The 16,357-nt window shown below is 70.3% G+C and carries 18 protein-coding genes; 8 read left to right on the top strand and 10 right to left on the bottom strand.

Going from position 1 to position 16,357, the window contains the following annotated elements; translation table 11 throughout:
• Positions 1-16: 16 nt before the first annotated feature.
• Both HEB94_RS16810 and HEB94_RS16805 read left to right on the top strand, forming a co-directional pair.
• Complete coding sequence (locus HEB94_RS16810) at positions 17-1,642, top strand: serine hydrolase domain-containing protein (RefSeq protein WP_192750770.1); 1,626 nt, start codon at positions 17-19, stop codon at positions 1,640-1,642.
• A 456-nt stretch (positions 1,643-2,098) separates the two neighbouring features.
• The gene (locus tag HEB94_RS16805) at positions 2,099-3,106 is read left to right on the top strand and encodes an ArsR/SmtB family transcription factor (protein ID WP_192750769.1); all 1,008 of its coding nucleotides are present in this window, start codon (positions 2,099-2,101) and stop codon (positions 3,104-3,106) included.
• Here HEB94_RS16805 and HEB94_RS16800 read toward each other — a convergent pair.
• Together HEB94_RS16800 and HEB94_RS16795 are read right to left on the bottom strand one after the other, a co-directional pair.
• Positions 3,073-3,558 carry a hypothetical protein gene (locus HEB94_RS16800; RefSeq protein WP_192750768.1) on the bottom strand — a complete coding sequence of 162 codons (486 nt, stop codon included), beginning with the start codon at positions 3,556-3,558 and terminating at the stop codon, positions 3,073-3,075. The two genes, HEB94_RS16805 and HEB94_RS16800, sit on opposite strands and share 34 nt — an antisense overlap.
• A 52-nt stretch (positions 3,559-3,610) precedes the next feature.
• Positions 3,611-4,141, bottom strand: a complete 531-nt coding sequence (locus tag HEB94_RS16795) for a MauE/DoxX family redox-associated membrane protein (RefSeq protein ID WP_238362298.1) — start codon at positions 4,139-4,141, stop codon at positions 3,611-3,613.
• Between the two features lie 305 nt (positions 4,142-4,446).
• Between HEB94_RS16795 and lanKC the strand changes: the two genes are divergently transcribed.
• From lanKC to HEB94_RS16765, 6 genes are all read left to right on the top strand, one after another.
• Entirely contained in the window at positions 4,447-7,140 is a 2,694-nt protein-coding gene (gene lanKC, locus HEB94_RS16790; protein ID WP_202896387.1) for a class III lanthionine synthetase LanKC, read from the top strand.
• Positions 7,085-7,207, top strand: coding sequence for a SapB/AmfS family lanthipeptide (locus tag HEB94_RS54590; RefSeq protein WP_192750766.1), 123 nt, complete (start codon positions 7,085-7,087; stop codon positions 7,205-7,207). Before lanKC ends, HEB94_RS54590 begins: the two co-directional genes overlap by 56 nt.
• Before the next feature lie 44 nt (positions 7,208-7,251).
• On the top strand, positions 7,252-7,365 hold the full coding sequence (locus HEB94_RS16780) for a SapB/AmfS family lanthipeptide (RefSeq protein ID WP_192750765.1): 114 nt from the start codon (positions 7,252-7,254) through the stop codon (positions 7,363-7,365).
• Between the two features lie 119 nt (positions 7,366-7,484).
• Complete coding sequence (locus tag HEB94_RS16775; RefSeq protein WP_192750764.1) at positions 7,485-9,242, top strand: ABC transporter ATP-binding protein; 1,758 nt, start codon at positions 7,485-7,487, stop codon at positions 9,240-9,242.
• On the top strand, positions 9,239-9,583 hold the full coding sequence (locus HEB94_RS16770; protein WP_192750763.1) for a hypothetical protein: 345 nt from the start codon (positions 9,239-9,241) through the stop codon (positions 9,581-9,583). Before HEB94_RS16775 ends, HEB94_RS16770 begins: the two co-directional genes overlap by 4 nt.
• Positions 9,584-9,861: 278 nt before the next feature.
• Positions 9,862-11,334 carry an ATP-binding cassette domain-containing protein gene (locus HEB94_RS16765; RefSeq protein ID WP_192750762.1) on the top strand — a complete coding sequence of 491 codons (1,473 nt, stop codon included), beginning with the start codon at positions 9,862-9,864 and terminating at the stop codon, positions 11,332-11,334.
• Here the strand turns inward: HEB94_RS16765 and HEB94_RS16760 are convergent.
• The 8 genes from HEB94_RS16760 to HEB94_RS16725 form a co-directional block, all read right to left on the bottom strand.
• Positions 11,237-11,608, bottom strand: a complete 372-nt coding sequence (locus HEB94_RS16760) for a glyoxalase superfamily protein (RefSeq protein WP_192750761.1) — start codon at positions 11,606-11,608, stop codon at positions 11,237-11,239. The two genes, HEB94_RS16765 and HEB94_RS16760, sit on opposite strands and share 98 nt — an antisense overlap.
• A gap of 120 nt (positions 11,609-11,728) precedes the next feature.
• Positions 11,729-13,477, bottom strand: a complete 1,749-nt coding sequence (locus HEB94_RS16755; RefSeq protein ID WP_192750760.1) for a complex I subunit 5 family protein — start codon at positions 13,475-13,477, stop codon at positions 11,729-11,731.
• On the bottom strand, positions 13,474-13,842 hold the full coding sequence (locus HEB94_RS16750; protein WP_192750759.1) for an NADH-quinone oxidoreductase subunit K: 369 nt from the start codon (positions 13,840-13,842) through the stop codon (positions 13,474-13,476). The genes HEB94_RS16755 and HEB94_RS16750 overlap by 4 nt, the downstream gene beginning before the upstream one ends.
• Positions 13,839-14,828, bottom strand: a complete 990-nt coding sequence (locus tag HEB94_RS53545) for an MnhB domain-containing protein (protein WP_192750758.1) — start codon at positions 14,826-14,828, stop codon at positions 13,839-13,841. The genes HEB94_RS16750 and HEB94_RS53545 overlap by 4 nt, the downstream gene beginning before the upstream one ends.
• The gene (locus tag HEB94_RS16740; protein ID WP_192750757.1) at positions 14,825-15,106 is read right to left on the bottom strand and encodes a Na(+)/H(+) antiporter subunit B; all 282 of its coding nucleotides are present in this window, start codon (positions 15,104-15,106) and stop codon (positions 14,825-14,827) included. Before HEB94_RS16740 ends, HEB94_RS53545 begins: the two co-directional genes overlap by 4 nt.
• Positions 15,106-15,483 carry a monovalent cation/H(+) antiporter subunit G gene (gene mnhG, locus HEB94_RS16735; RefSeq protein ID WP_192750756.1) on the bottom strand — a complete coding sequence of 126 codons (378 nt, stop codon included), beginning with the start codon at positions 15,481-15,483 and terminating at the stop codon, positions 15,106-15,108. The genes HEB94_RS16740 and mnhG overlap by 1 nt, the downstream gene beginning before the upstream one ends.
• Positions 15,483-15,743, bottom strand: coding sequence for a monovalent cation/H+ antiporter complex subunit F (locus tag HEB94_RS16730; protein WP_192750755.1), 261 nt, complete (start codon positions 15,741-15,743; stop codon positions 15,483-15,485). Before HEB94_RS16730 ends, mnhG begins: the two co-directional genes overlap by 1 nt.
• Positions 15,736-16,272 carry a Na+/H+ antiporter subunit E gene (locus tag HEB94_RS16725; protein WP_202896386.1) on the bottom strand — a complete coding sequence of 179 codons (537 nt, stop codon included), beginning with the start codon at positions 16,270-16,272 and terminating at the stop codon, positions 15,736-15,738. The genes HEB94_RS16730 and HEB94_RS16725 overlap by 8 nt, the downstream gene beginning before the upstream one ends.
• Positions 16,273-16,357 lie beyond the last annotated feature (85 nt).

Below are 16,357 nucleotides of genomic sequence, written 5' to 3'. Positions count from 1 at the left end.
TCCGGAGGAGACTGGCATGCTCGACATCACCCGCCTGACCGACGCGCTGACCGCGGGGATCCCCGAACTGCTCGACGCACACGCGGTTCCTGGAATGGCAGTCGGAGTCTGTACGCCCACGCAGGTCTTGTGGTCGGCCGGCTTCGGTACGACGGATGCCGGTGGCCGGACGCCGGTCGGCACCACCACGATGTTCAGCGTCCAGTCGGTCTCGAAGACCTACACCGCCACCGCGGTGATGATCGCGGTGAAGCAAGGCAGAGTTGCCCTGGACGAACCCATCACGACCTACCTGCCGACGTTCACGGTCAGGACCAGGTTCGAGGACCGTCCCGAGCGCAAGATGACCTTGCGCCACCTGCTCGGCCACACCGCGGGCTTCACCCACGAGGCGCCGGTCGGTTCCAACTACGTGGACGGCGGGGAGTCCTTCGACGAGCACTGCGCGAGCATCTCCGACACCTGGTTACGTTTTCCGGTCGGGCACCACTACGAGTACTCCAACCTGGGCATCGACCTCGCCGGCGCCATCCTGCAGCGGGTCTACGACGTGCCGTTCCACGAGTTCGTACGCCGGGAACTCCTCGCACCCCTCGGGCTGACCCGGACGACCTTCGACCAGGATGCCATCGCCGCCGAGGAGGACCGGGCGATCGGGCACAACCCGCAGGTGCCGCACCTGCCGGTGCGGATTCCGATGGTGCCGGCCGGCGGGATCTACACCAGCGTCGACGACGCCCTGCGATACGTGCAGTTCCACCTGCGTGACGGCGAGAAGGTGCTCGACAAGGAGCTGCTCGCGACGATGTACCGGGTCCCGTTCCCCGCCCCGGGCCAGGCGCTCGGCTACGGGCTCGGCGTCCAGACCAGCCGATGGGAGCCCGGGGTGGTGGTCCGGCACCACGGAGGTGGCGGTTTCGGCTTCCTCTGCGACGTCGGCTGGGCGCCGGATCCCGGTGTCGGCGTCGTCGTCCTGACCAACAGCGTCGACCACCCCCTCACCGGCCGCGAGTCGCTGGCCCAGCGCATCATGCGGGAGGTCGTCGAGTCGACCGCCGCATCCGTCCCCACGGCGTCCTCCACCACGGCCACACCCGCCGCGCCCACGCACCGCGCCCCGGTGCCGGCGAGTGAGGCCGCGCGGTTCGTCGGTGAGTACATCAGTCGAGGTGCGAGCCTGGCCCGGATCCGGTCCGAGGCGGGGCGCCTCGTGTGGGACGAGGGCGGAGACGACGACCCGGACCAGCTCCGCGTCACCGGGCGGGACGAGATCGTCCGCGAGAACGACGGAAGCGCCACCTACCGGCTGTTGCCCGGGACCGACGGCGCACCCGCGTACCTGCAGTGTCTCGACGACGGCAGCACGTGGTACCGCAACGACCGCCCCGGTACGGCCGGGCCGCCGCTGGAGGCGCGCTGGCACGGCTCCTACAACGTCCGGGTGAACGGCTCGACCGTGCTGACCGTCGAGTTGGGGGTCGAGGACGGGGCGTCCCACCTCACGGTCATGGGCGTCCGCATCTGGCTCGACCAGATCGGACCGGGCCTCTACTCCAGCGGTGACGGTGAGGTGCTCGACCTGACCCGCACTCCCCCGACCTGCGCCAACATCCCACTCCACCGCGACATCTCGACGACGTAGGCCGTCCGCGGTAGACCGTCCAGCGATTGCTATTTGCGGTTTTACCAATGGCATGCACCTGACACCATATTGTCAAAACAACGACGGACATAGACATCACTGCCCAACGATGTTAGATAGAGCCGTTGGAAATTGCTTGCCCATGTGGCCAGTGCGGAGGGCGGGACGGCCCCGCTGGCCAACACGTCGCGCATGCCGCGACGACCGGCGGGGCGAAGGCCCTGACTACCCCAAGGCATGATCGAAAAATCTCTGACAAGGGGTTAGTCTTACATTGATTCAAATATCGGTATCCAGATCAGAATCGGGGACAAGTTGACTTCGGGGCGGTTTTCCGCGCGGGTCGCGGATCGCGGCTCCCTCATGTGAAGGCCACGTCACAGCACGCGGCCTAGCCGTTCTGGCGTTTCATCGACCGCGCTGGTCATGACGGCGATCAATCGAGGGAAGCCTTCCATGCTGCGTATTCATTTCACGGGGAACGATCTGGCGCGCATCCGGATCACCGAGGCCTGCCCGCTCTGGGAGACGGTTCTCAGCCTCAGAATGCTGCGGAACCGTTCGGCTGGGACCAGACTCGACGGCTGGCGCCGCCAGACCCGCGTAGACCTTCGACCGTCGGCCCGAATCCTGCTGGCGCTGTGCCCGCCCGACGGGTACTTCGCCGAGTTCCTCATGCCAGGGGACGCCTCCTGTCGCTGGGAGGACGGCGTCGAAGCGGTGATGGCAACCCCGCGGTCGCGGCTCGAGGAGGACATCTCCGTGCTGGCGGCGCGGAGGCGCCTCCCCGCAATCGCGGGGTCGCTGGCGGCCGGCGAGGCGGATGCCATGCAGACCCTCGGGGAGACCCTCTGCGAGTACCACAGGATCGCCATTACTCCGTACTGGGAGAGGATTCAGGCGAGAGTCGCCGTGGAGCGCGCGTTCCGTCTCCGCACTATCGCCGAAGGCGGCGTGGAACTCCTGCTGTCCACGCTCGCGACCGCTGTCCGCTGGAACTCCGGCGTCCTCGAACTACGGCACACGGGGTCGAGAGAGTTGCGGCTGGAGGGGCGCGGACTGATCCTCGCGCCCTCGGTGTTCTGCGGCGGCCAGTCGGTGGCTCTCGAACGGCCCGAGGGCACGCCGGTGGTCCTCTTCCCCGTCTCCACCTACTTCGCGCAGCCGCTGCACGCTCTCGACGAGGACGTCCAGCTGCCTGGTGCACTGTCGGCCCTGCTGGGGCCGACCCGGGCGGCCGCGCTCAGCGAGGTCGCCGACGGCGCGACCACCACGGAGCTGGCGCGGCGGTTGGGCGTCACCCTGTCCACAGCAAGCGAACACGCGAAAGTGCTTCGCGAGGCAGGGCTGATCACGACCGGCCGGATGGGCCGGCAGGCGGTGCACGCCATCACTCCCCTGGGAACGGCTCTGTCCCGGTGCCGCGAGGATCAGTTCGGCGGCGGCACGGCCGCAAGCCGCTGAAGAAGTTCCAGCGAGCGAACCGGCTCCGCGCGCCTGACCTTTCCCTGCTCGACGAGCACTGCGAACGGAGTCCCCGGCACGCGGTAGTCGTCGAGGAGCGCCCGCTCGTCCTTGTGAACAGGGATGAGCCGCTCCGCGCCGTTCATCGGCAAGGGATCGCCGGAGAAGACGGCCCGCATCGGAACGGCCTTACCGCCGGATGCGAGGGTCAGCGCCTCCTCGAGTACGGCGGGGCACCCACCGCAGCCGGAGCTGAGGAAGAGCAGCAGGGTGGGCCCGGTCGGCGCGACGGCGAGCCGGTCGAGCCCGGGCGCCCGCGCGCCGGCGGGCAGGCCGAGCTCGGGCACGCGAGACCTGAGTTCGCGGAGCTGCCGGTTGACCCTGACCAGGGCGAGGACGAGCAGCAGCAGAGCCGTCCAGGAGAGTAGGTCCGCGGTCGTCTCGAACTCCATGTCGCCGAAGGCTCCTCTCGCACGAGAGCTGAAGGGTGGCCGGCTCTGCCGCTCAACGCAGGGACCGGTTCGGGGGCGGCGTCATCATCGAGGGAAGCTCCCAGAGCATGGTTCCGAACACGGCCCCGGCCAGAGCCGCGATGACCAGCCGGTGGCCCGCCGCGGTCACCGCCGGGTCGGCTCCCACGACCGCGCACGCCGCGAGGACGGCGAGCGCGGCGGCACGCACGGCGACCCAGACGGTCATGGGGGTCGCCCCGGCCGAGCAGCCGCACGGCACCTCCTCCCGTGTCCGGGCAACGTGGAAGGCGTAGGCCGCGTAGCCGCACAGGAGCACAGCGGCGCCGGACATGGCGGCGCGCAGCTCTCCAGGGCGACCGGTCAGCAGCGCGTGCGCCGCGAGCAGGGCGGGCGCCAGCTCCGCCAACGGCACCGCGACGGCCAGTGGGGCGACCAACCGTGGGGCGAACATGTCGTGCGCACGCAGCGCACCCGCGAGCACCGAGGGCTTCGCGGCGTGCCCGACGGCTCCGGCGAGCAGAACGACCGCGACCAGTGCGGCCGCGCTCGCACTGAGCATCATCACCAGCGGGTCACCACCATTTTCATCGGGCGGGCCTCAGCACCCCGCAGCAATTAATTCGAGTCATGGCCCCTTGGACTATAACCGCGGATCCGTGTTGCCGTGAGATACCCGCACGCCCCTGTATCGCCACCATCACTATTTCGATGCGGCCGTTTTCCCTGATGACCTGTACGTTTCGGTTCTGGCCGAAGTGGAAACGCGCGCATGTTTCGGATCTGGCCGAAGGAAGTGGTGCGGAGATGGCGTCCACCGCAGGATGAGGGAGACGCGAATGGTATGAGACTCCTGATTGGAGTAATGCCGTGGATCTTCGGTATCACGCCTACGGAATGGCCGATCCGGTCTTCTACGATTCACCCTCCGCGGAGGCTCCGGACGCGGGCGAGTACTCGACGGGCTGCCCGATTCCGGAGGACTGGATGCGCCGTCCACGGGGTGTCTGGATGATGCAGGGCAAGGTCGGCATGGGAATGCCCGACCAGGGCTGGAAGATCCACGTGTCGGCCGGACTGGAGAACGCGAAGCACGTTCTCGACATCGTCCACAAGTACTGCGTGCAGCAGCACATGTCCTTCAAGTTCCTACGCAGCCGCCGAGTTCTCCTCGTGCAGAACAGCAAATACGCCGAGCGGGGTGGGAGCGGCAAGTTCATCACCATATACACCGCCGACGAGGCTGTCCTCGAGCAGACACTCAATGAACTGGGGGCTCTGTTGGAGGGTCAGCCGGGGCCGTACATACTAAGCGATCTCCGCTGGCGCTCAGGTCCGCTCTTCGTTCGGTACGGCGGTTTCCGGGAAAGGTTCTGCCAGTCAGAGAGCGGGGAGATGGTGCCCGCGATAGAGACTCCGGACGGCCGTCTCGTCCAGGATTCGAGAGAACCCGTCTTCCGTGTCCCCGGTTGGGTCACGGTGCCCGATTTCCTGACGGAGTCGCTCGCCGCCCGTGACAGAGGCACCCTCGACGACTTCCCGTACGACATCGAGAAGGCCCTGCACTTCTCCAACGGTGGCGGACTGTACCGCGCCATCGACAAGCGCACCGGCGGGAAGGTCCTGATCAAGGAGGCGCGGCCGCTCGCGGGCCTGGACCGCAGCGAAGAGGACGCGGTCGTTCGGCTTCAGCGGGAACGAGGGCTGATCGAGCGCCTCGGTGACCTCGCCTGCATACCCGCTCTGGTCGAGTACCGCACCTTCTGGGAGCACCACTTCCTTGTCCGCGAGTACGTGGAAGGCGAGACCCTTTCCCACCACATGGTCCGGCGCAACCCCCTGCTGCACTTCGGCGCGACGCCCGACGAGGTCGCCGACTACGCTGCGTGGGCGCTCGGGATCGTTGAGCGGGTGGAGGCCGCGCTGGGCGATCTGCACGCACGCGGCGTGGTCTTCGGCGACCTGCACCCGGGCAACATCATCGTGCGGGAAGACGACTCGATCGCGTTCGTGGACTTCGAACTGGTCGCCGACGCGGCAGCGGCGGTCCGCCCGGCCCTTGGCGCACCGGGGTACCAGGCTCCGCCCGGCTACACGGGCCTGGCCATCGACCGGTACGCCCTCGGGTGCATCAGGCTGGCGGTCTTCATGTCGCTGACCGCGGCCCTCCGCTGGGACGACGGGAAGGTCGACCAGTTCATCGATTTCGTCACCGACCGGTTCCCGCTCCCTGTCGACTTCGCCGACAAGGTGCGGGCCGATCTGAGCGGCGGTGTCCACGGCGGCGGTGCGCCGAGCGGCGGCCTTGGCTACGGCGCGGCGAGGGCCGGGCGGCCGATCTGGCCCGAGCCCACCCCGCAGGGCTGGGAACCGCTCCGGAAGTCGATCACCTCGGCGATTCTGTCGACCGCCACACCACAGCGGAGCGACCGGCTGTTCCCCGGGGACCTTGAGCAGTTCACCGGCCCCGCCGGCGGCATCGGCTTCGGCCACGGTGCGGCCGGTGTGCTCTGGGCGCTCGCCGAAACGGGAGAGGGCAGGTTCCCCGAGCACGAGTCCTGGATGCTGAACGCGATCGGCAGGGTGGAACGCCCGCCGCCGGGCTTCTACGACGGCGTCGCGGGAGTGGCGTACGTGCTTGACCGGCTCGACCGGCGCTCCGACGCGCTGGAGATCCTCAGGCACGCCCCCGCGGCCTCACCGGCGACCGACAACACGCTGTTCCGCGGGCTGGCGGGAATCGGGCTGAACCAGCTCCACTTCGCACGGATCACGGGCGACCTCGCGTTCGCCGCCATGGCCGAGGAGACGGCTGAGCAGATGATCGCCCGTCTCCGGCGTCCGCACGACGGTCCCTACCGGGCGGGCCTGATGTACGGCGCGTCCGGGCCCGCGCTGTTCCTCATCAGACTGTACGAGGCCACCGGTGAGAAGCGGTTGCTCGACGAGGCCGAGCGGGCGTTGCACAGGGAACTGGAGGCCTGCAAATGGACGCAGAAGGACAACACCCTGCAAGTGGACGAGGGCTGGCGTGTCCTCCCCTACGTCGCCACCGGTAGCGCCGGCATCGGCCTCGTGCTCCACGAGTACCTGCGCCACCGTGACGAGCCGTCGTTCCTCGAGGCACAGGCGGGCATCCGCAGGGCCGCCGAGCCGCACTATTTCGTGCAGAGCGGACTGTTCAACGGGCGCGCGGGCATCCTCGCCTACCTGCTGCACACCGGAGCGGATCTCGGCGATGCGGCCGTGCGGAGGCATCTCCGTAACATCGGCTGGCACGCCGTCCCCTTCCAGGCGGGCGACACCGCCGACCGGAACGGCCACGGCGAGGACAGGGTCGCCTTCATCGGAGACCAGCTCCTCCGGCTCTCCATGGACCTGGCCACCGGATCGGCCGGGGTCCTGCTGACGCTCGACGCGGCGCTTCGCGGGCGGCCCCTCGAACTCCCCTTCCTCAGCCCTGACGAAGGGGCGGTCCATATCTGTCCAGAGGAGGTGAACAACCACCATGGCGATTCTCGAACTGCAGAGCCTCGAGGTCGAGCCGGCGAGCTCGGCGGCTGACAGCAACGGAAGCGTGTGGGAGTGCTGCAGCACCGGAAGCTGGGTGCCCTTCACGTGCGGCTGCTGACCGGCTGAGCCACGTACGACATCCATGAGGAGGTGAACATCGACATGGCGCGAATTCTCGAGCTCCAGAGCCTCGAGGTCGAGCACGCGAGTGCCGCCGAGAGCAACTGGTCCCTGTGGGAGTGCTGCAGCCAGGGCAGTCTCTTCAACTGCTGCTGATCTGAGCCCCATGGACCGGATCGCCCGGGACGGCGCAGCCGCGCCGTCCCGGGCGGCTCCCAGAGAGCTGCCGACAGACACAGACAGACGGCCCGAGGAGACGAAGGAGCGGTGACGGCATGGGCGATGGCGTCCGGAGGTCTCGTGACCGCGACGCCGACCGCGACCGAGCGGCCGATCGGCTGCCGTTCCAACTGCTGTGGACGGGACGGCGATCGGGATGGCCGGCCGCGTTGGTGGCGGCCACGCTGGCGAGCGCGGTCTTCGCCCTGCTGCTCCCCGCGGCCGTCGCGGCGGTGACCGACGCGGTCCTGTCACGAGAGGGTGGCACCGGGCCGCTGCTCGCACTCGCGGCGCTCCTCACCGGTGGGGTGCTCGCGGCGGCGGGCACGAAGGTGGCGGAGGCGTACTGCACAGCCACCGCCACCGGCCGGCTCCGGACCCGCCTGCTCGGTCACGTCCTCGACCTCGGCGTCGCGGGTGAGCGCACCTTCGCCGCAGGCGATCTGGCGAGTCGGGCGGTCAGTGGTGCCCCCCAAGTTGCGGGGGCCTTTCCGCTGCTGGTGAGCGGGACGGCCAATCTCGTGATGTCGGCCGGCGGTGTGGCGGCGCTCTGGCTGATCGACTGGCGGCTGGTGGCGACCGTGGCCCTCGCCGTCCCGTTCGGACTCCTCATGATGCGGCTCTTCGTGCGCCACGCCTCCGATCTGGTGACGCGCTACCAGGAGCTGCAGGGAGAGATCTCGGCGCGGATGGCCGACGCGCTCGCCGGGGTCCGCACCATCCGCGGAGCCGGGACGTGGAGGCGGGAGGCCGATCGGGTCCTCGCCCCGCTGCCCGAGCTGTCGGGCTCCGGCCGGGACCTCTGGCGGGCGTACGGCCGCATCCAGGGTCAGGGAATGCTGCTCATGCCGCTGACCGGCCTGGTCGCCCTGGCGGTGGCCGGCCAGGGTGTGGTGGCGGGCCGGATCTCGGCCGGCCAGATGCTGGCGGTGGCGGGCTACGCTCCGATGGCCCTCGGCGTCCTCGGGCAGGTGTCCCTGCTGCTCCGCCTGGCGCGACTGCGCGCGGGCGCCCGCAGGATCGCCGAGATCCTGGTCGAGCCCGTGCCTTCGCGTGGTCGCCGGCCGCTGCCGCCCGGACCCGGCGAGCTGCGCCTCAGGAAGGTGACCGTGCGGGGACCGGACGGTCCACTGCTGGACACTGTCGACCTGCTCGTTCCGGCCGGGCGTTCGGTGGCGGTGGTCGGAAGGTCCGGGGCGGGCAAGACCACGCTGGCGACCGTCGCGGGCGGTCTGATCGAGCCCGACGAGGGAACGACGCTGCTGGACGGCGTACCGGTGATGGAGGCAGACCCCGTCGCGCTGCGGCGGGCGGTCGCCTACGCCTTCGAGCGTCCCCGCCTGCTCGGGACCACTGTCGCGGAGGCGATCGGCTACGGGGGTGGCACGCTCCCCGCGCGTCGGATCGAGCGCGCGGCGACCCTCGCGGGCGCGGACGGGTTCGTCCGGCTGCTTCCCGACGGCTACGCGACGGCCTTGCGCGACGCCCCCATGTCCGGTGGGGAGGAACAACGGCTCGGCCTGGCGCGTGCCTTCGTGCGGGAGGCCCGGCTGCTCGTCCTCGACGACGCCACTTCCAGCCTCGACTCGGTGACGGAGGTGCAGGTCGCCGCCGCGCTGGCCAAGGCCGCCGTGAACCGTACCTGCCTGGTCGTGGCCCACCGGGTGGGTACCGCCGCCCGCGCGGACCTGGTCGCGTGGCTGGACCGCGGGAAGGTGCGGGCGGTCGCGCCCCACCGCGTGCTGTGGGCGGACGCCGCGTACCGCGCGCTGTTCGAGCCGGCAGGTCCAGGCGGGCCGGAGGAGAACAGGTGATCCCCCTGAGCGACGCGGGATGGCGGAGACCCCTGCGGGAGCTGCTGGGTGAGCGCCGGGCACTGGGCGGGGTGCTGGCCTGGTCGCTGGCCGCCGCGCTCCCGGCGCTGGTCTCGGGACGCCTGATAGCCCTCGCACTGGACGACGGCTTCCTGCACGGCCGGCCCTGGATCGGCCTGGCCTGGCTCGGTGTCCTCGGCTTGGCCATGGTCGCGGGAGCGGCCGGCGCCCGCCAGATCCCCTCCGCGCTGGGGCGGGTGATCGAACCGCTGCGGGATCGGCTGGTCCGCCGGGTCGTGAAGCCCCGGCACTGCGCGAACAGTCCGGGGCGCGAGACCTGATGAGGAGGTCTGCGATGAGTTTAGCCGACCCTGCCGTGGGCGGCCCTGAAACCTGTCCCGACGCGCCGAGGTGTGCCTCGATGCACTGACGCCGGAGTCTGTCGTCGGTCATCAGCACGCAATGGAGGGGCGATCATCAGGGTGTAGACGTTCACGTCCCCGGCCGAACGTCGCTCCTTCGCCAGCCACTGGCCCTTGACCAGCTCGGTGACGGCGCGGTCCACGCTGGACATGGAGCAGGACATGTCCTCGGAGAGGGTCTCGCGCTTGGGGAGACCGTGCGGGACACGACGGCGGGCCTGCTGCTGGGACTCCAGCAGGTGGGCCTCACGGTGATCGCCGCGTCAGTCGGCCTGGTCCTCCTCGCCCCGGCGGTCGCCCTGCTCGTCCTGCCTCCGGTGCTGCTGACACTGCTCCTGCTTGTGTGGCTGCTGCCCGAGCTCGTCATCCGCCAGCGGGCGCTTCTGCTCGCAGAGGAGCAGGTGGCCGGCGCGGTGAGCCAGGTCGCGGGGGCCGTCCGCGACGTGGTGGCCTGTGGGGCGGAGCCACAGGCCATGGGAGAGGCGCGCGGGGACTTCGACGCGCAGGTGCGGGCGGAGCAGACGGTGGCGCGGGCCGGCGCCATGCGCACGGCGCTGGGCCTGGCCGGCGGACAGCTCGCGCTGATCGCCGTGCTGGTGGCCGCCCCATGGCTCCTGCGCGCCGGGCGCAGCCCTGGAGAACTGCTCGGCGCGATCACCTATGTCACGACCAGCCTCCAGCCGGCGCTGCGCTCCGCCGTCCAGACCACCGGAGGATCCGGCGTCCAGCTCGCGGTCACGCTGCACCGCCTGGAGGCGAGCCTCGCCGCCGCGGACGCCGCGCCGCAGCGCCCGACCCGGACTCCGCGGAGCCACGAGCTGCGGGTGGACCGGCTCTGGTTCTTCTACGGCGCCGGCGCCGAGCCCGTGCTGCGCGATCTGACGTTCGCGCTGCCGTACGGATCCCATCTCGCCGTCGTGGGTCCCAGCGGGATCGGCAAATCGACGCTGGCCAACGTGCTGGCGGGCATCGCCGAGCCCCAGCGGGGCGCCGTCCGCGTCGGCGGGGTGCCGCTGGCCGAGACCGACCCCGGATGGTTGCGGCACACCGTCGCGATCATTCCGCAGGAGGCGTACGTCTTCACCGGATCTCTCGGCGAGAACCTGACCTATCTGCGTCCCGACGCCACCGAGAACCAGATCGAGGCCGCCGTGGCGGCCGTCGGACTGGGCCCGTTGTACGACCGGCTCGGGGGTGCCCGGGCCGAGATCGGCCCGGGCTCGGGGCTGACCCCCGGGGAACGTCAGTTGATAACGCTCGCCCGGGTCTGGCTCTCGCCGGCGGAGATCGTGGTGCTCGACGAGGCCACCTGCCACCTTGATCCGGTCGCGGAGGCCCTGGTGGAGGAGGCGTTCCGGGCCCGCCACGGCACACTCGTCGTGGTCGCCCACCGGCTGAGCTCGGCCCGGCGCGCCGACCACATCCTCATCATGGACGGGACGCGCACGCGCCTCGGCGACCACGACGATCTGCTCCGGCACTCCACGTTGTACGCCGACCTTCTCGGTGCCTGGCACGCGGAAGGTCGCGCGGGAACGCGGGTAGGCCCGGACGCCCCTTGTGAACCAGACCCTAGCCGCGCTGAGGGAGCTGCTGCAGCGACCAGCCGTTCCCGTCCGGGTCGGCGAAGTGGACGAACAGACCCCAGGGGTACTCCTCCACCTCACTGACCTCGACGCCTCGCTCGACCAGCTCAGCGCGGGCGGCCTTCACGTCGGAGACCACGATCTGCAGTCCCTTGACCGAACCCGGCGCGCTGTCCACGATCCCGACCCCGAAGGCGATCGAGCAGGCCGATCCGGGCGGCGTGATCTGCACGAAGCGGATGTCGTCGCTGACCCGGTGGTCGTGGTCGGCGTTGAACCCGACCTTCTCGACGTAGAACTCCTTCGCCCGGTCGACGTCGGACACCGGAATCGCCACCAGTTCGAGCTTCCAGTCCATGGATCTTCCCTTCCTTCGAGCCAGGCCGTCGCGGCCCGCAACAAGAGATACGTTAGGGGCAATTGCGGCCAGTTTTCGACCGCAAACACCAGGATCGGCGGAGTCGTTCCACCAACGTGTTCAGCCCAGCAACAGCCCGGCGCACACTACGATCAACCCGACCACGAGGTAGGTCGCGTAGTCGTTCACCGAGCCTGTGTGCAACCGGCGGAGGGGCTCCACGAACCGCGGCGTCCGTCCACCGGCATACCGCCAGGCGAGGAGGACGCCGACCACGACGGTGCCCACCACGACCAGGATGGTCGCGGGAGCGAGGTAGTCGAAGGACAGGGGCAACCTGCCGACCTGGCCACCGCCGGCGAGCACCGCGTGCGCGTACCGCTCCCCCTCCAGCAACCAGCCGGCCGCCGGCGCCATGACCTCGGACAGCAGGACGGCGGGCGCGACGCCGAAGGCGACGCACAGCACCGCCAGCGCCGCGAACCCCGCCACCATGCCCGGACGGGCCGACTCCCGGGAGGGGTAACGCTCGCTTCGTCGCCGGAAGAAGACCAGCCATGCCGCCCGGCTGAGCGCCGCCACGGTGACGACCTGACTGATCGTCAGGACCACCAGCGCGGCGTACTGGTGGGTCTCCTCCAGGCCCTGGTGGATGAGGCCGAGCGAGGCGTACCCGTTCAACGGCGGGACGCCGGCGATCGCCACGATGCCGACCACGAACGCGACGGCCACGACGGGCATCCGGCGGCCGAGCCCACCGAGTTCGGAGAGGCGTTCCTTGCCCGTGGAGTGCAGCACCGTCCCCGCGCACAGGAAGAGCAGCGACTTGAACAACGTGTGGTTCAGCAGGTGGTAGGTCGCGCCGGCGAGCCCGAGCGGGGTGCCGATGGCGAGTCCGGCCGTCACGACGCCGAGCTGGGAGACGGTGTCGTAGGCCAGCAACCGTTTGAGGTCGTCCTGGCCGAGGCTGAGCAGCGCGCCCACCAGCGCCGAGACCAGCGCGACCACCATCAGGACGCCGAGCACCGGCGGCGGCTGGTCGTAGATCTGGAAGGTGATCCGCGCGATCCCGACGATGCCGAGAGTCACCATCAGACCGGAGAACAACGCCGACACCGGTCCCGGCGCGGCGGTGTGCGCGTCGGGCAGCCAGCCGTGGAAGGGGACGACTCCCGCCTTGGTGCCGTACCCCGCCACCAGCAGGCCGAGGGCGATCAGGCTCGTCGGGTCGGTTCCGTGCCGCAGAGCCTCGTGCAGCTGCCCGAAGTTGAGGGCGCCGTAGGAGGCGTAGAGCAGGCCCGTGCCGATGAACACACAGAAGCTCGCCATCGTCGTCAGCACGAGGATCTTGAACGCCGCCTCCAGGGCGGTCGGGCGTTCGAGGAAGAATCCGGTCAGGGCGTAGCTCGCGAGGGCCGCGACCTCGAACCACACGAACAGGTTGAACAGGTCTGCGGTGAGTGCCACGCCGACGAGGGCGGCGTCGAGCAACAGGAACAGGCAGGCGTATCCGCCGAGCTCCCGGCGGCCGAGCCCACCGAGCATCGACAGCGTGAACACCGCGAGGATCATGCCCACGACGGTGGCCGCGAGAGCGTAGCTGAGGCCGAGCGGGTCGGCCGCGAAGGCGATCCCGAGTGCGGCACCACGCACCGGTTCCCACTTGCCGAGGTACTCGACCAGCAGCCGACCGTCGAGCACCGCGGGCGCGAACAGCGCGAGGACCCCGGCGGCACCTCCGCACGACAGCACCGCGACCACCACCGGCGCCCGGGCCGAGATCCGGGCCGCGAGCGGGCACACCGCCGCCCCGACGATCAGGATCACCACCGGCAGCGGGAGCAGCGAGGCCAGCGTGGCCGAACTCATCCGCGCAACGCCCGGATGCGGTCGGCGTCCAGGGAACGGTAGTGCTGCGCGATCCGGACGACGACCGCGAGGAAGACCGCCGTGACCGCGACGCCGATGACGACCGCTGTGATGCAGAAGTTCTGCAGGACGGGGTCGGCGACGTTGCCCCTGGCGAGACTCGACGGTGTCTGGCCGGGCGGCGGGTCGAGCAGGACCGGAGCGGTGGACCCGGCCCGGTAGGCCATCGAGACCAGCAGGAGGTAGGTCGCGGACTCCATCAGGGAGAGCCCCATGACGATCTTGACCAGGTTGCGACGAGTGAGGACGACGTAGAGGCCGAGGCAGAACAACACGGCCGCGGCGAGGTAGTTGACCAGGATCACTCGCGCTCCCCCTGGCCGGGCTCCTCCCTCGGCCGCGCGCCACGCCCGCGAGGCCGGGAGGTGTCGGGCGCCCAGTCGTGACGCATGCCGAGCAGCGAGAAGACGGCGAGACTCAGGCCGAGCGCGACCTCCGCGAGTTCGGCTACGGAGAACGCCTGCGCGATGCCGCCGGACCGGATCGTCTCCGCCGGCGCGAGCGGGATCCAGTTGGCCCAGAACGAACCTTCGACGGCGAGCCCGACGAGTCCGAGCGCGCAGATCGCGAGGGCGAAGGCGAGCTCGATCGGCTCGATCAGACCTGGGCGGACGAACCCGCGGACCCGTCGGTAACCGAACGCCGCGTAGACGAGCAGGACGACGCCGAGGAGGACGGCACCGCCGGGGAAGCCGCCGCCCGGAGAGAACCCCCACGAGACGAGATAGAGGCCGGCGACCGTGAGGATGGGCGCGACCACTCGGATTCCGGTCCGTACGACGACCGACATGCCCTGGGCGCGCTCGGGTGCGGGGGTGCCGAGTTCGAAGGAGTCGGGCGTGGCAGGGAGCCGGCCGCCGCCGCGTTCGGCGTCCTCCGCGAGGCGGGCGGCGCGTTCCTCGTCATCGGTGACCTGGCGGACGTCGTACTGTTCCTGCTCGGCGCGGGCGGCGAGTTCCTCGCCCAGGAAGCCGCGGCGGCGCTCCTTGGTCCGGGTCAACACCACGACCGCCACCACCGCCGCGAGCAGCAGGAACGTCTCGCCGAACGTGTCGAATCCCCGAGTGCCGTACACCACGACGTTGACCGGCTCGGTGAGATGCCACACGGGCAGCGAGATCTCCAACGCGTAGCGCGCGATGGCGGGCAGGGGCGCGTGCTCGTCAGGCAGCCCCAGCAGCGCGAGAACCAGGACCGCCGCGCAGCCGAGGACGACCACGGCGCCGACGAGCGGGCGGTGCCGGGCCTCGGTCTCCTCGTACTCCCGTAGCGCGGGCGGGAGGTCCGTCACGAGTCCCGCCTCCCCTCCTCCTCGCCCACCTCGCGCGACTCCACGACCGTGCGGGCCTTGCCGATCGCGACGAGGTAGAGGACCGGGAGCGCGATGGCGCCGACCGCGACCTGAGCGTGCGCGACGTCGGGCGCCCCGAGGACGACGAACTGCAGTGCGAGGACCGTGCCGAGCGCGCTCAGTGCCATCACGGCTCCGGTGAGGTTGCGCAACCTCACGACCAGAACCGCGCTGCCGAGGATCAGCAGCAGGCAGGCGTAGTTCAACACCCAGAACATCAGGTCTCCTCCTCCGGCTCACCCGGCGCGCCCGACGCCCGCCTCGGCGCGACGGTGTCCGGACGCACCTGGTCGAGGACCGCGCCGCGCCACATCGGTACGCCGGTCTTGTACGCCGCGCGGACCAGCGCGTGCGAGGCGACGGGGTTCATGACGAGCAGCAGGACGGCGACGAGCAGGGCCCGACTGCCGTACGTGCTGGAGGCGCCCATACCGACGACGAGCGCGATGAGTGCGGGCAACGTGCCCATGGTGATGTTCTTCGTCGAGCACTGGATCCTGGTGTACAGGTCGGGCATCCGCAGGATCCCCACCACGCCGGACAGCGAGACGAGGAGCCCGAGGGCGATCAGGGCCGCGACGATCCACTCCCGCATCAGAGCAGCCCCCGCTCGAGGTAGCGGGCCCAGACGATGGTGCCGAGATAACTGAACGACGCGAGCCAGAGCGCGACGTCGAGGTAGATGGGCCGCTGCGTGGCGGCCGCGGTGAACAGCACCGCGAGGGTGGCCTGCGTGGCGAGCGTGTTGACCGCCACGATCCGGTCGCCGATGGTCGGGCCGCGGCCGAGTCGGGCGAGCAGCGGGATTCCCACGACCACCTCGGCGATGGCGGCGACGAAGAAGATCTCAGTCATGCCGGCTCCGCATCCGGTCCTCGATCGGCCCGTTGATGTGCCGGCGATTGCCCTCCGGATCCTCGGTGGTGATCCAGACGGCGTGGTACTGGAGCCGGTGCGCGTGCCGGTCGAGGTCCACGAGCTGGTTGTCGACGATCAGGGACGTGAGGACGCCGACCGCGGTCACCTCGCCCGGACCGCGCGCCTTCGTGGGAACGACCAGCATCCCGGACCGCACCGGGCGGCGCGGCGACCACACCCGTACGGCCAGCCGGACGTTCGACACGACGCTTCGGGCCAGCGCGGTGGCGGCGAGGACGGCGAGGCGCCACAGGACTTCGGGGTCGAGCAGCCGCCACGGCCGAGCGACCGGCCCGAGCGGCGCGAAGACCATCGCCACGGCGGTCGCGATCACCGCACCGACGAGGAGCTGCTCCGCGGTCAGTGTCCAGGTGAGCAGGACCCAGACGGCGAACGCCCAGACCCACAGCGCGAGGCCGTGGGTGATCAGGCGGCGCCGTCTGGCGCCCGCGGAACCTTTGATCACTTCCAGGACTTTCCCTGCACCGCGTCCGCCAATCGTGCGGCGGAAGCCATGAGCACCGTCGACCAGGATCGGCCACAGGCCGGAT

This window comes from Actinopolymorpha pittospori, assembly GCF_014873875.1.
GTDB lineage: Bacteria > Actinomycetota > Actinomycetes > Propionibacteriales > Actinopolymorphaceae > Actinopolymorpha > Actinopolymorpha pittospori.
The sequence above is the reverse complement of the archived record's forward strand: the minus strand, read 5'-3'. Positions and strand labels throughout refer to the sequence as shown.